Source organism: Actinomadura sp. KC06 (genome assembly GCF_004348735.1).
Lineage (GTDB): Bacteria > Actinomycetota > Actinomycetes > Streptosporangiales > Streptosporangiaceae > Spirillospora.
The window spans coordinates 1-14,014 of record NZ_SMKT01000194.1; the positions used below are offsets into that span (position 1 = coordinate 1).

Consider the following 14,014-nt stretch of genomic DNA (forward strand, 5'->3'; position numbering starts at 1 on the left):
ACCTGCGCGACGGGCTTGCCGGTCTCCTTGACGATCCGCACCGCTCCTTCACGGAACTCCGGATCGAACCGGCGTCTCTTGTCTCCCACGACCCAACCATCTCTCTGGTTCAGGTCTCCACGCTACGAGGGGAAGCGCAGTCTTTGATCATGGTCCGGTAGACGACGTCGCAGAGCCGTCGTTTCAGGCTGCGCAGGGCTTCTTTGTGGCTCTTGCCCTCGGCGCGTTTGCGCTGGTAGAAGTCGCGCCCAGCGGTCTGGCGGCGGATCTGGGTGATGGCCATGATGTGCAGGGCGCAGTTGAGCTGGCGGTCACCGGCCCGCGATAGCCGGTGCCGTTTGACGTCTCCGGAGGAGGCGTCCAGCGGCGCGACGCCGCAGTATGAGGCGAACGCGGCGGCTGATCGGAACCGGTCGACGCCCGCCGTCCGGGCAAGGATCTTCGCAGCCAGCAGGTCACCGATGCCGTGCAGTTCGGTGAGCGTGGTGCCGGATTCGGCGACCGCCGCGGAGATCTGGTCGGCGACCACGGTGATTCGGCGGTCCAGCCGCCGGATCTCGGCGATAAGGTCCACCGCCAGGGCCCGCAGGGTGCGTCCCAGCTTGGCCCGGGGACGCACCCCGCGCAGGGTTCTGGCGGCGATGTCGGCGGTCAGCTTGCGTGGCAGGCCGGCCGGGACGAGCTTGGTGAGCAGGGCGTGCAGTCGGTTGATGGTCTGGGTTCGGGTGCGTACTAGGTCCTCGCGGTGCTCGATCAGGGCGCGCAGCGCGGCGACGCTCTCGTCCAGGTGGGCCACGTGCAGTCCGGTAGCGGTCTGGGCGGCGATGCCGACCGACAGGGCGTCGGCTTCGTCGGTCTTGCGGCCGTGGCCGGGGGACAGCAGCCGGACGCGGCGGGCGAGCTTGGCCGGCACGTCGAGCACGGCGATGCCGTCGTCGGCCAGCCGCGCGGTGAGGGGTGCGCCGAGACCGCGGGCGCCTTCGATGGCCCAGTGGGCCTGCGGCCATGCCTGGGCGAAGCGCTGCAGCTGCCGGTAGCCGGCCTTGCTGACCGGCGCCCGCACGGCGCCCAGGGGCTGCAGCCGGGCGTCGACGGCCACTGCGGTCCAGGATGCCTTGTGCGGATCGACCGCGATGACGACCTGACCAGCGGTGTCGGCGAGCTGGGGGGATGATGACGGCATGGTGCTCCTCGAAGATCCGGGCAAGGGGATGACCAGCGAGGAGGGCAAACCAACTTGGGGCGGTGCAGACCTCTCTAGAGCCACTCTCGCCGGTGGCTGCGGCCGGCACGCACGCCGTTAAATGAGCCAGCCAGAGGGGCGGCAGGTGTAACTAGAGCGACCCCGGCCGCAGCCTTGTTGATCTTGGCTGCAGACCGTGATCAACGCCACCGATCCAACAAGTTGGATACCTCTCTACTCACCGCCGCTTGACACAGAGAGGTGCCGAAAACTGGACACTCCCAAGGCTCCCCACGCCACTCCGCTCGACTGCCCGCGCCAAACGTTCTCCGTAGTTGGGTGACGGGTTGAAACGGCGCTGGGCCCGGGCTTAGGCAGCCTGTTGCCTGCCGCAACCGCCTCTGGGGTTCTTTCAGCCTCAGTGAGACACCCTCGTCTTTAGACTGTGTCTTGATTGGTGATCGCTCGTTGGATCGATCGTGGCGAGCTTCACCGAGCGGCTGGTTCCTGACGAGCTGTGAGGCCAGCGGGGGTGTTCGCGCTAACGGGCGCATCGGCCGCAACCCCCGCTGATGAACACTTAGGAGAAGATGATCTGTGCCAATGTCAAAACGACTGGAAGCAGAACGGCCGCCAGGAAAGGCGACGCACGATACGGCGCCAAACCCATCGGATGCAGTGTCATGCTGCGGGCGCGCCCTATCTCGAGCGCGATTTGCTGGAACCTATCCGGCTCCCGATCAACGTCCCATCCGCGAACGGCCAGAACTTGCTCCAGATACCTCACTCTGCTCTCCCGCATCGTTTCTTCCTCCCGCCGATAGATTCGGTACGGGATTAAGGCGTATACCGGAACGGCGACCAGCCACATCATTACGAGGATGGAGAGCTCTGGAAGATTATTCACGCCAAGCTGCAGGAGAAGGAATGACAACCCTATCCCGTGCAGCACGAGCGATCGGTAAACCGTCCGATAAAGAAGGAACAGCGGCATCCACCCATATCGACCATCACGATTAAGCCAGTCCGCCTGAAGTTCGGCAACATCCGGGAGAGCCACTGCGCCGTATGCGACGACTAGTCCTGCAATATTTTGCAAAATCAGCAGATAGATGATCGCGAAAGCGAAGAAGCCATAGACAATTCTTCCTCAGAAATTAGGACCCCCCGCCCACCAGTTGGCGTAGGCGCTGGCCATCCAGTCGTGCCGTGCGGAGCCATTCAACCCCTGCGGCACGAAGGCCTGAAAACACCGTCCAATCGCCCGCCTAGCATGATGGCCGCGGTCATCGCAAGGGACGTTCCAAGGATCACCAGGCTCCACCTGCCCGCAACACCCTGGAAGATGCGGTTCATCCTAGCCACCAGGGCATCGACGGCTTCCTCTGGGCGGACGTTCCGGATGATGCGATCCACCCCGAGGAGTTCTGATCTCCGCGAGAGGCGGATCGTATTGCGTGGCTTGATCGCATTGTTGGCCGCTAATTCGGTCAGCAATTCGGCCATGTGCTTCCACTGGCGGTGCAGCAGAACGGAGGTCGCCACGAACAGGAACATGATGAAGACGCTAGCGAAGTCCCGGAGCAGTGGAAATTTCGGGCTGGATGCCGACTTGATCTTCAATCCAAAGAATCTGCCTAGGTCCTGAATGATCTGAACATCGGACGGATCGCCGAGCGAATCCTCGGCCAAAGCCACCAGAATGACTGCAATGCTCAGCAGGGGAACAAATACCCAAAACCAGGTACTGGAGATAGTTCTGCTCGACCTCAGCCAAGGCGCCATGGCGAACGGATCCATGTCGCGAGGGGGCCAGGTGGCCATCGAGTTGACTCCTCCTCACCTGCCGGACAACAGAGTTCGCACGATAACATCGCGAATCTGACGATACCAGTAAGTGGCGAAGTTTCCCTCCCTGATCTCGACCATCTGCATAAATCCTCACACAACAACCAAATGGTCCATAGATGAGGGTGCAAGCGCCCACTCGTTTCTGGCTTCTCATCGGGTTCAACTCGCGGCGCCGGCAGGTCTCGACCACCAAGCACGGTTGGGTGACGCCCCCGTACGACGGCCCGCGCCCGGCCTTGCCAGGATGGGCGAGGCGAATACAAATGGTGCGGGAGATGCTCACAGCAGCCCACGAGGCGAACAAGCGGCGCAAGAAGCCATCGGTGCCGCTGGACCCCAAGCCGGCACCTTTGGCCGTCATCCCGTCGGATTTGCCGATTGCGGAGATCACGGCGCGCCTGACCGAGCTGCAGAACTTGACGCGGGCGAGAGGGTTACAGCCGCAGCGCGGAGCACCTGACGCAGCCCCGGAAGCGAGTCCATCTCAGCCTCCGCGGCCACGAACGTGTCCAGTTCCTAACTGGCTGCGATGACGCGAGCCACCTGGACTCGCGTCCTACCATCAACGGTGAGCAAAGACTCACGTTTGTCAACGGACAGCCTCATACAAAACGCCTCGCAGACCTCCTGAGCGGCAGACCCTCGCATCCGCTGCGTGGTCCCAGGTAGCGGCGGACGTGATGGCCCGTAGTTCTTGCTCGTGGAAGCCGCGCCGGTCCGGGTGGCAAGCCACTGCGCGAGCCACTCCCCGACCGTGAGCAGCCCACCATCCGCACCCGACGGCTTACCCAGTTGTGCCAGGACCTCCTCGGCAGCCTTCCGCGCACCCAAGCCACCACGCCGAACCCGTCGCCGGCGCCCATCGGACCCGGCCGGCAACTCCAGCCGGACATACCAGCTCCCATGCCGTCGGCCAGCCCCCCAGCTTCGGACACCGCGCGCCCACCGCCTTCCCCGACGGCGGGTCCACACAGCCACAGCGCCGGTACGCCCTACCAGAACCCTTGATAAGCACCATGCCCGCCATCTACACAACCACCGAAGACGGCGACCGTCGACCCCAGGAGGCTCAAGCCCCCAGGCCAGGACACATCACTTCAACAAACCCGGTGGACTCCACTTCACCAAACCCAGTGAGACTTGTGGGGCAGGCGTTTCTGGTGGGGTCTGGCTCGACCAAACCCTGGCCTCTTGTGAGTGTCTTCCTACCGATCTGCCGGCTTCGCCGGGGCGTCTGCGGGGTGCGCTCCGGGCCGGTGTTCGTGACTTGATAGGAGCCTGGCCATAGGCCCCGTCACTGGTCTGTCCGCTCACCGGCCCGGCGCGTGCCACCCAGGTTCCTCACAAAGGGAAGGTGGCCGGTCCACGATGGCACGAGCCGGTAGGAAGGTGAAGAAGCGGCGGATCGTGGGCGGTGTCGACACCCACGCCGACACCCACCACGCCGCGGTGGAGTTGATGAACGGCGGCCGCATCGCCGACGCCCAGTTCCCCGCCACCAGTCGGGGATACGCCCGGCTGCTGGAATGGATGCGCTCGTTCGGGCGATTGCACGCCGTGGGTGTCGAGGGTACCGGCTCCTACGGCGCCGGACTGTCCCGTCACCTGCGCGATCATGACGTGCGCGTGGTCGAGGTGAACCGGCCGGACCGCCGCCAGCGCCGCAACGCGGGCAAGTCCGACCCGCTGGACGCCTACGCCGCCGCCGACGCGGTGCTGGCCGGCCGCGCCCGCGCACTGCCCAAGAGCATGGACGGGATCATCGAAACGATCCGGGCCGTGCACGTGGCCCGCTCAGGCGCCATCAAGGCCCGCACCGCATGCATCAACGAACTACGAAGCCTGCTGATCACCGCGCCCGCCCGGCTCCGCGAACAGCTGGCCGGCCTGTCCGCGCACGCCCTCACCACCGCCTGCGCGCGCCTACGTCCAGGTGCCGACCTGGCCGATCCCCTGCACGGCACCAAGCTCGCCCTGCGCGGCCTGGCCCGCCGCTACCAGGCCCTCACCCACGAGATCACCGACCTGGACACGCACCTACAGGAACTGATCGCCCAGACTCGACCCGATCTGCTGACCATCATCGGTGTCGGCCCGGAGATCGCCGCCCAGTTGCTGATCACCTGTGGTGACAATCCCGACCGGCTGACCTCCGCCGACGCCTTCGCCACCCTCTGCGGCGCGGCACCGGTTCCCGCCTCCAGCGGCAAGACCAACCGCCACCGGCTCTCCCGCGGCGGCGACCGCCAGGCCAACCGCGCGCTCTTCCTCATCGTCCTCAGCCGCATGGCCTGGTGCCCACGCACCAAGGCCTACATCACCCGCCGCACCAGCGAAGGCAAGTCCAAGAAAGAGATCATCCGCTGCCTCAAGCGCTACACCGCCCGCGAACTCTTCAAAGCCCTCACCAGACCAACACGCCAGCCCCACACATCTGCCAACGCCGATTGACATCCATAGGAGCATCGGTGAACTCCATCCCACAACTCCTCAGGCATCAACCGCTCGACCATCTCCACGAACGGCAAGCTACCGCCGACCTTGCGCTTGCCGAAACGCCGGGCCGGGGCCGGGCTCAGGCCGCCCGGTGTCCGCGCTCATGTTCTCGCCCCGTCGCGATGTGGTCGGCGCGCACCACGACCAACTCCTCGTGCCTCTGTCCGGGACGCAGCAGTCCCCGCGCCTCCAGCAGCTTGGCCCGGCTCCGCATCACCGGGCCGAACGGCTCACGGTGCCGTACCACTACCGAGGCCCGCATCCCCACGCGGCGCAGCGCCACCAACGTCGCCGCCACCCCGTTCAACGCCGAATGCACCACCAGCAACGTCCCCGACGGCGCCAGGTGGTGCGGGGCCGCCTGGCAGATCCGGTCCAGTAGAATTCGGCCGTCCGGGCCCGCCTCCCACGCCCGTGCCCGGCCCCGGGCCGCCGCCGGGTCGGCGTCGCCGGGCACGTACGGCGGGTTGGCGAGGATCACGTCGAACACCTCGCCGGCCACCGGCGCGAACAGGTCGCCGCGCAGCACCCGAACCCGAAGATCCCGCACCAGCGCGTTGAGCCGGGCCGTCAACACCGCCCGCGCCGACACGTCCACCGCGACGACCTCGTAACCGACCCGCGCCGCGGCCACCGCCACCGCGCCCGTTCCGGTGCCGAGCTCCAGCACCCGCGCCCCTGCCGGGACGTTGATGCCCCGAAACGCCTGCGCCAGCAGGCGGGTGTCGGACTGGGGACGGTACACCCCCGGCGGCCGCAGCAGCATCACCGTCCCACCGTCCCCGCCGATGTCGCGGCCAACGGGCGGCGCAAGAGCGAGCGGCCCGACCGCCGACATCCCAGCAGGTGACCGGCAAAACGATTCTCCAGCAGCGTCGTCGCCCGCACGTGCGGTGCCACGCCCGGCGCCAGCTCCGGCTCGTCGGCCAGCAGCCCACCGATCACGTCGTGGCGCAGCATTTGTTCGTGAACGGCGTCGGCCTCGATGTGCTTGGTGTAGAACAGGCGCGCCCGCGGGCCACCGTCCGACCGCTCCAGCGCCGCCGCCACCATCCGCCACGCGGACGGCGCCGTGGTGATCTCCGCCGCGGCGTACATGCCCTGGTGGATCTTCTTCGGAGTGGCCGCCGCCGAACTCGTCTTTCTCCACCGCCACCGGCGCCGTCTTGGCGCGGCCCGCAGCCGTGGGATCACCCACGCGTGCGGGTCAGCCTCCTTCAGGTGGTACACCGACCGGAGCGCCGCGTGCTCCAGCAACTGCCACCACTCCCCCTCGCCACACAGATGGGGGCTGATGCCTCGCCCATCGACCGGCTCTATCAGCAGCCCCTCAAGTACCCCGTCCACGTCGGCATCAGCCGCAGTGTCCCGACGCAGCGCGTCCAGGAACAGAGACTCGATCGCGCCGCGCAACCGCAGCAGCCGGCGTCCGACTCCCAGTCCGCATCCACGCCGGCGAACCCGCGGTAGTGCAGCTCGAAACAGGTGTGCAGGGCCAACTGCAGATCCTCCCCAAAGGATCAGCCGACACCAGGGCAGCGAGGATAGCGGGCGACGCCGCAGGCGACTGGAAGGGGGCGGCCGGCGGTGGCGGGCCCCCGGCCAGCGCCTCGACCACAGCTCGCGACAGCGTCCCGCGCGCTGCCGACAGCGCCGGAGTCGTCGCCTGCCCCGTTCCGGGGACTGCCCGGCAAACGGGTCCGGAGCGTGTCCAACGGTCATATTTCCTCCGTGACCTCGGAGCGTCCGAGGTCCGGGTACCCGCTCACACGCGTCCCATACGCCCGTTTTCTCCCGCGCGGCTGCCCGGCTACCCCGGTTTACCGTTGGTGGCCGCGGGCAGGCGGCCGGATTCGGTCTGCCCGGCGAGCATGTCCACCACCGCGTCGGCACCGCCCCGGCCGGCGGCGTGACGCTGCCGGTCCGCGCCCGTTCCCGCCCGGCGAACGCCGTCCACCAAGGCGACCACCGCGTCCAGATCACCGAGTTCGGCCAGTGCCGGGCGGACGTGGGCGACCAGGTCGTCCAGCAGCCGCCACGCCGGGACGGCCCGCCGCGTGAACGGGTCCAGGCCGGGGCCGTCCATCCCGTGCCGCGCCGCGCTCCACAACGCCGCCGCGCAGACCTGCCCGTCCACGTTCGTGGCCTCCCGTCCGGCCGCCAGGTCGTTCAGCGCCGTTCGCACCAGGCCCCGTACCAGCGCGGCATGCAGCACCGCCTCGTCGGCGGTCGCCGCCGTGTCCGCGACCCGCACCTCCACCGTCGGCCACCGCGGCGACGGCCGCGCCAGCCAGAACGTCATCACCTCGTCCACCAGCACGCCCGCCTCCACCAGCGCCGCGACCCGCTCGTCGTACTCGCTCGCCGACGCTGCGAACGGCGGGACGCCCGCACCCGGGAACCCGACAATCCGCACCATCCGGCGGCCCGCGTAATCGGTGAGACGGCCGTGGTCGAACGGGGAGTTCACCGACAGCGCCAGCAGCGTCGCCAGCCACGGCCGCAAATGGTTCACTACCGCCACCGCCGTCTCCCGGCCCGGGACGCCGACATGGACATGACAGCCGCACGCCTGGTAGTCCTCCATCACGTCCCCGTACACCGCCGCCATCACGGCGAACCGCTCGCCCCGCGAGATCGGCGGTGGACGGCCACCCACCACCGGCGTCCCCGCCGCCACCAGCCGCGCGTCGCCGGCCCGCGCCGCTCCCGCCAGCCGTTCCCGTCCGTACCGCAACTGCTCCCGCAGCCCGGCCAGGTCCCGGCACACCCCCGTCGCCGCCTCCACCTGCGTGGCCGGCAACTCGACGTGGAACCCGCCGCCCGACTCCTGCCACCGATGCCGCCCAACTTCCGCCAGCACCCGTTCCGCGTGCGGTGCGCACCTTCCCGACGCCACGTCGACGAGCAGGAACTCTTCCTCCAGCCCGAGACTCATTCCCGGCCCCCGGACCCAGACCCTGGTCTTCCTCAAGGCCGCGCCGACAATCCCGGCATCCGCATCGTGCCCGACATCTCCGTGGACCCGGGATGGCACGCCTTCATCGAGCACACCATCGAGTACGCCGAGTTCTGCGACCGCGTCGCCGGCCGGTTCCTGCACCACGTCCCGATCATGATCGAGGACATCAGCTCCGGAGCCGCGATGGCCCGCACCATCCCGGCGCTGCACGCCACCGGCTACCAGGTCGACATGGAATTCTGGGACACCGGCGAGAGCTGCTGCCCGCCGCAGCCGTGCGTCTGACCCACTGAGAAAGGCGACCATGCGCAGCACGTGGACCGACCTGCCCAGCGCCGTCCAGGACGCCGTCCAGGCCTGCAGCGGTGATGCGACTGGGCTAGACCCGGCCCCCGCCGGGAACCACGCTGATGTCGCCGGCACCCTGCACACCTCCTCCGGGCCGGTGTTCATCAAGGCCGCGCGGAAGCTGGACGACGGGGACGGCGCCGAGGTCTGGTCGCTGCGCAACGAGGCCGCCATCAACCCGCACATCACCGAGTTCGCCCCCCGGCTTCTATGGCAGGCCGAAGCCGGGGGGTGGCTCGTCCTCGGGTTCGAGCACATCGAGGGGCGGCACGCCGACTACACGCCCGGGTCGCCGGACCTGGAGATCCTGGTCAAGACGGTCCAGGCGCTCCAATCGGCACCCTGCCCCGACGTGGTGCAGATGCGCGTGGAGCGACGCTGGACGACCGTCACTGAAGACGTCGCGCCGATGGCGGGGACGGCGCTGCTGCACACCGATGTCAATGCCGAGAACCTGCTGATCACCCCCGATGGCCGCGCCGTCCTGGTCGACTGGGCCTTCGCCGCCCGCGGCGCCGCCTGGGCCGAGCTCGGCCTGCTCATCCCATGGCTCCTCAAGAGCGGCCACACGCCGGCCGAGGCCGCCGACTGGGCCACGCAGTTCCCCTCCTGGGCGCAAGCCGACCCCGCGCACATCGACCTGTTCTCGAAGGCGTTCGCCGAACGGTGGCGCCAGCACGCCGAACGCAACCGCACCGACTGGATCGTCCTGCACGCCGACCTCACCCGGCAATGGGCCGAGTATCGCTGCCACTGAGTCAGTCCGGCTCGACGACGAAGCTCCCCTTGGAGGCGAGCGTCACGACCAGGCCGCGCTCGCGCAGCTCCTCGATCGCGCGCCGCGCCGTCCCGACCGCGACGCCGTAGCCGTCGGCCAGCTCCCGCTCGCCGGGCTGCCGCGCGCCGGGACGTAGGTGGGCGGGGGCTCTGGCACCGATCTAGCGGGTTGATGCCGGGGTCTGCTCCCTCATGTCCCCTATGGGGGACGTATCCACTATTGCGAAATCGGCTAATTCGGCGGGTATTACCACTTTTGGCCGCTGCTTGCCAGACCGGGTGAAATGCCTTTCGATTGCATCTGCACGTGCACTTATCGGGGTTGATTTCCCGCGCCCCCGGTTATCGCGCTAGTCTCCGGACCGGTCCGCCGCATGAATCGCCTTGGCGCCGGCGCAAGGTGGTTTTCATCTGCGTGGGCCGACCGGCCGCCCCCCAGGCCGGAGCAGGAGGGGCACGTCATGGACGAGCCCGAGGAAAGGGAAGCCGTCGGCCGCGGCGGTGGACGATGCTGGATGACCTGCGTGCTGCTGGAACTGGCCAGACACGGCGCATGGGTCGCGGCCCTCGTCTTCACGCGGTGACGGTTGGCGGCCTCTAGCGGCCCGCGGGGCCTGGTACCGCGCGCAGTCTGACGGGACCAGCGGGTACCAGGCCCCGCGGCCACTAAGTGCCGCCAGCCGTCACAAGAGCATCAGGACGATGGGGATGACCCCGAGGCCGAGCCTTGCCAGCTCAAGCACTATGGAGATCACCCTGCACCGTCCGTTGTCGACGGCCTTCCTTTCCTCGGGCTCGTCCATGACGCGCCCTCCTGCCCCGGCCTGGGGGGCGGCCGGTCGGCCCGCGCAGATGATGGCCACCTTGCGCCGGCGTCAAGGCGATTCATTCGGCGGGCTGGTCCGGAGACTAGCGCGATAACCGGGGGCACGGGAAATCAACCTCGATAAGTGCACATGCAGGTGCACTGGAAGGCCATTTCACCCGGCTCGGTGAGCAACAACCAAAATGGTCAAACGTGTTGAAGCAGCCGATTTCGCAATAGCGGATATGTCTCCCATAGGGGGACATGTCAGTCCAGTGAGGCGATCTCGTCGTCCCGCCAGCGGGGGCGCGATCCTCGCCGAGCGGCACCGACAATGAGGGGAGCGGGACCCCGGCATCAACCCGGCAGGCCGAAGCGCTGCGTCCCGGTGCCCGGCTGCCCGGCGAGCGGGAGCTGGCCGACGACTACGGCGTCGCTGTCGGGACGGCGCGGCGTGCGATCGAGGGGCTGCGCGACCGGGGGCCTGATTGTGACGCTCGCCTCCAAGGGGAGCTTCGTCGTCGAGCCGGACTGACCATTGGCGGCGGCCGGAGCGAATCTAGGAATGATCGCGGGTTGCGCCTACTCGATGGCGTGCCCAGGTGCGGGTGGCCGCGGCCATCGCGCCGAGCCACGTGGCGTCCGGCCGCCGGTTGGCGAGCGTTTCGTACATGGACGCGTTGGCGTCGGCGAATGCGTCGATCGCTTTGGGGTCGGCGTCCCGCCACCCAGGGCAGGTGGACGCCCAGGTTTCCGCGTCCTCGGGGGCGTGTCCGGCCGCGACGAGCTGGAGCACCAGGAGCGCCGGGTCGATGAACGCGGCGCCACGTGTGGGCCACGCCCAGTCGACCGCCCACACTCGATCACCGATGAGGATGTTCGAGGGGTGGATGTCGGTGTAGAGCAGGGCGTCGCCGCGGAGTAGGTCGGGCCGGTCGGTGTACCGGTCCCAGCGCGTCTCAAGCCAGTCGCCGGCGATGTCGGGGCGTGGGAGCGCGGCAATGCGGGCGAGGACGTCGACGACGACCGGTAGGTCAGGGGAACCGGGGGCGAGGTCGGCGTGGCGGCCGTCGACGGCCTCGAACCCGAGCGCGAGCCATTCGGGGCTCTCGGCTTGCCAGTGGAGGGCCGGGGAGATGGGTTGCACGTGCGGGTTGACGGCGGCTTCCCGGACCAGGGAGTCGCGCCGTCCGCCGGGGCGGTTGTGGACCGCCTTGACGAACCACGCGCCCTTCTCGCCGGTGACCAGGGCCGTCAGATCCGAGCTGGCCTCGACATGTCGGACGGCGAGCACGTCGCCGGTGTACGGGCGGATCAGCGCGGCGAGTTCTGGTCCGGGAAGACCGGTCATGGGTCAGCCTTTCACTTCTTCGGGGTGCACCCGCTGCTCGGCGTGCCGGGGCTGCACTCCTGATCAGGCTCGCAACCACCGGCCCCTGGGTGCGGCGGTGATGGACGCGACGGCCTGGGCCATGGTGGTGCCGGAGACGATATCGGCCAAGGATGCCTCCCGGACGTTGCCCACGCTCATCCAGGAGGCCATGGCGCACGGCGAGACATCGCCGGTCGGTCCGACGGAAGCGCGGCCGTCGCCGCAGCGTCCGCACAATTCGGACGTCCTGGTGGGCTGCCCTTCGGCGGCCCGGTCGATCCGGCGGACCCGGTCGACGCGGATGCGGGTGACGCCGATGGCCTCCAGGTCGCGGCGCGCCTGCGCGACACGCTGCCCGCTCCGGGTTTCGATGATGCCGGCGCGCAGGGGGACGCCGAGCTGGACGGCGCGGACGATGTTCGCCCGGGTGAGGCGGTGACTCGGCCGCCCGGTGATCGTATTGTGCTCGGCGGGGTCGTCGGAGTAGTACGACGTCGCCACCGAGATCCCGTCGCGCTGGAACAGGTCCCACCAGCGGGCCGTGACGTGGACGAGGTTGGAGAACACCTCAACGTCCAGCCCGAGCGTCAGGGCGTACTCGGCCAGGTGGGCGGCGTCCGGGTGCATCGTGGGCTCGCCGCCGATGAGCTGGATGCGCCGGATGCCGCAGGCCGCGGCCTGGTCCAGGACGCGGACCCAGTCGTCGCGGGTCATGGTGCCGTGCTCGCCAGCAGGGCCGGACTCGTTGAAGCAGTGGCTGCACCCGAGCTGGCACTTGCGGGTCAGGTCGAGCCAGACCATGCCGGGCACGGCCCGCCTAGTCCGCTCGGACTCCAGAGTGATGGTCATCAGCGACCTCCTGGCGCGCCTCATGGTTGGTACCGTGGCCCCGGACGCGCGCCGGCTGGTCCGGGGCCACGGGGTCTAGGGGCGGCGGCCGAGGATCCGGCAGCCGGTGAGCCTCCGCTTGAGCCAGGGGCCGAACCAGGGCCTGGCCCCGGCGTAGCTGCGCCACATGGGCAGGACCCACATCGGGGTGAACCACGTGGAGTAGTAGAGGATGTGCAGCAGCCGCTCCTCGCGGCTCTGCTCGCCGTCCCGGCGGTGCTCGTCGCTCACGCCCATGTCACACCCACTCGCGGTACTCGACATCGTGCAGCGCGGTGGTCTCGTAGGTGGTGACGACCCCGTCATGGTCGCCCGCCTTCCCGGTGGGGACCCGGCGGTAGCCGAGGACGGCGTCGAGCATGTTGCCGGTGACCCAGAACTGGTCGTTGCGGATGCCGCCGTGGTGGCCGGTCGGGGCGAACAGCTCCTTGTCCGCCTTCGGGTCGTCCAGGCGCGCGGAGATGAGGTTGGCGACGTCGAACAGGTCACCGTCGTTCAGCGTCTGCGCGACGAGGGGGTTCCCCAACCACGGCTCGTCCGGGCCGTAGCGGCGGTGGCAGCGGGCAAAGCGGTTGTAGGGCGGGACGGCGCTCCAGTCCGGGTCGTTGTGGGCGACACCCTGAGAGTTGATGTCGGCGCCGATCGCGCCCATCCCGCCGTACCGGTAGAGGCGGGCGATCCGCACCTGCGCCTCTATGGCGGCCTTCTGTACCGAGTACGGGATCAGCTGCCCGGTGAGGGCGGTGAGGGGCACCTTCACCTCCGGGTCGGCCGTGATGTCGAACACGCCGACGCCGAAACCGTGGTGGGTCTCGTAGGCGTACTTGGTCTCCCACTGCCGCCACCGCAGAACGTCGGGGCGGAACATCAGCACCGCGTGCGCCCCGGACTTGGAGGGCGCGACGAGGGCACCGCATGCCCAGGTCGCGCTCAGCGTCGGCCTGCAGACGCGGTCCGTCCCAGCCCGGCACGATCGCCCACCAGGAGCCGGTCGCCTCGCCGTGCCAGTAGCTGATGCCGTCCGGGATCGGTCGCGGCACGTCGGTGCCCACGGTCACTGCCCCTCGTCCAGGCCCGCCTCGGCCCGCGGGATGCGCAGGAGCAGCAGGGCCACCTCGTTTGGGTCGTTGCCGCGCACCTCGGTGATCGTGGCGGGCCGCTCGTAGTAGTCGAGATACTTGCGCTGTGCGCGGTAGAGCGGTCGTACGTCGCTCAGGTCGAACCTCCAGCCTGGAAAGTTCTCGCGCAGGGACTCCAGGTCCTCCATGCGTTCCTCGCGCGACCCGCCGGACGTGAGCGCCGCGAGGTCGACGGCCTGGCTCATGAGACGCT

At 68.8% G+C, this 14,014-nt stretch carries 16 protein-coding genes; 4 read left to right on the forward strand and 12 right to left on the reverse strand.

The annotated features are described in order from the left end of the window. Positions 1-109: 109 nt before the first annotated feature. The 3 genes from E1287_RS37140 to E1287_RS37150 form a co-directional block, all read right to left on the reverse strand. On the reverse strand, positions 110-1,183 hold the full coding sequence (locus E1287_RS37140; protein ID WP_131969973.1) for an IS110 family transposase: 1,074 nt from the start codon (positions 1,181-1,183) through the stop codon (positions 110-112). A gap of 580 nt (positions 1,184-1,763) precedes the next feature. Next, positions 1,764-2,243 carry a hypothetical protein gene (locus tag E1287_RS37145; RefSeq protein WP_131969974.1) on the reverse strand — a complete coding sequence of 160 codons (480 nt, stop codon included), beginning with the start codon at positions 2,241-2,243 and terminating at the stop codon, positions 1,764-1,766. Positions 2,244-2,404: 161 nt separating this feature from the next. Next, on the reverse strand, positions 2,405-3,007 hold the full coding sequence (locus E1287_RS37150; protein WP_131969975.1) for a hypothetical protein: 603 nt from the start codon (positions 3,005-3,007) through the stop codon (positions 2,405-2,407). 1,395 nt (positions 3,008-4,402) lie between these two features. Here E1287_RS37150 and E1287_RS37155 point away from each other — a divergent pair. Continuing rightward, positions 4,403-5,485 (forward strand): IS110 family transposase, encoded by a 1,083-nt coding sequence (locus tag E1287_RS37155; protein ID WP_131969976.1) that lies wholly within the window; start codon positions 4,403-4,405, stop codon positions 5,483-5,485. 124 nt (positions 5,486-5,609) lie between these two features. On the opposite strand, the gene E1287_RS37160 is transcribed toward E1287_RS37155, so the two are convergent. The 3 genes from E1287_RS37160 to E1287_RS37170 all read right to left on the reverse strand — a co-directional run bounded on the left by E1287_RS37160 (position 5,610) and on the right by E1287_RS37170 (position 8,468). Then, positions 5,610-6,296 (reverse strand): HemK2/MTQ2 family protein methyltransferase, encoded by a 687-nt coding sequence (locus E1287_RS37160; protein WP_243719699.1) that lies wholly within the window; start codon positions 6,294-6,296, stop codon positions 5,610-5,612. Next, the gene (locus E1287_RS37165; protein WP_207934689.1) at positions 6,296-6,943 is read right to left on the reverse strand and encodes an iron-containing redox enzyme family protein; all 648 of its coding nucleotides are present in this window, start codon (positions 6,941-6,943) and stop codon (positions 6,296-6,298) included. Before E1287_RS37165 ends, E1287_RS37160 begins: the two co-directional genes overlap by 1 nt. 397 nt (positions 6,944-7,340) lie before the next feature. Beyond that, complete coding sequence (locus E1287_RS37170) at positions 7,341-8,468, reverse strand: glutamate--cysteine ligase (RefSeq protein WP_131969978.1); 1,128 nt, start codon at positions 8,466-8,468, stop codon at positions 7,341-7,343. A gap of 66 nt (positions 8,469-8,534) precedes the next feature. Between E1287_RS37170 and E1287_RS37175 the strand changes: the two genes are divergently transcribed. Continuing rightward, the gene (locus E1287_RS37175; protein WP_207934690.1) at positions 8,535-8,777 is read left to right on the forward strand and encodes a hypothetical protein; all 243 of its coding nucleotides are present in this window, start codon (positions 8,535-8,537) and stop codon (positions 8,775-8,777) included. A gap of 19 nt (positions 8,778-8,796) precedes the next feature. Continuing rightward, positions 8,797-9,597, forward strand: coding sequence for a phosphotransferase (locus E1287_RS37180; protein WP_131969979.1), 801 nt, complete (start codon positions 8,797-8,799; stop codon positions 9,595-9,597). Between the two features lies 1 nt (position 9,598). Here E1287_RS37180 and E1287_RS37185 read toward each other — a convergent pair whose 3' ends face one another. Further along, the gene (locus E1287_RS37185; protein WP_131969984.1) at positions 9,599-9,778 is read right to left on the reverse strand and encodes a GntR family transcriptional regulator; all 180 of its coding nucleotides are present in this window, start codon (positions 9,776-9,778) and stop codon (positions 9,599-9,601) included. A 300-nt stretch (positions 9,779-10,078) separates the two neighbouring features. On the opposite strand from E1287_RS37185, the gene E1287_RS46480 reads away from it, so the two are divergent. Beyond that, on the forward strand, positions 10,079-10,201 hold the full coding sequence (locus tag E1287_RS46480) for a hypothetical protein (RefSeq protein ID WP_279508317.1): 123 nt from the start codon (positions 10,079-10,081) through the stop codon (positions 10,199-10,201). A 780-nt stretch (positions 10,202-10,981) separates the two neighbouring features. Here the strand turns inward: E1287_RS46480 and E1287_RS37195 are convergent. The 5 genes from E1287_RS37195 to E1287_RS44310 all read right to left on the reverse strand — a co-directional run. Next, positions 10,982-11,773, reverse strand: coding sequence for a protein kinase (locus tag E1287_RS37195; protein ID WP_131969980.1), 792 nt, complete (start codon positions 11,771-11,773; stop codon positions 10,982-10,984). 63 nt (positions 11,774-11,836) lie between these two features. Next, the gene (locus E1287_RS37200; RefSeq protein ID WP_243719698.1) at positions 11,837-12,643 is read right to left on the reverse strand and encodes a radical SAM/SPASM domain-containing protein; all 807 of its coding nucleotides are present in this window, start codon (positions 12,641-12,643) and stop codon (positions 11,837-11,839) included. A 75-nt stretch (positions 12,644-12,718) separates the two neighbouring features. Continuing rightward, positions 12,719-12,913 carry a hypothetical protein gene (locus E1287_RS37205; RefSeq protein ID WP_131969981.1) on the reverse strand — a complete coding sequence of 65 codons (195 nt, stop codon included), beginning with the start codon at positions 12,911-12,913 and terminating at the stop codon, positions 12,719-12,721. 7 nt (positions 12,914-12,920) lie between these two features. Further along, entirely contained in the window at positions 12,921-13,556 is a 636-nt protein-coding gene (locus E1287_RS37210) for a hypothetical protein (protein WP_131969982.1), read from the reverse strand. A gap of 180 nt (positions 13,557-13,736) precedes the next feature. Further along, positions 13,737-14,014: hypothetical protein (locus tag E1287_RS44310; protein ID WP_165969391.1), on the reverse strand; the 278-nt coding region annotated here is incomplete at its 5' end.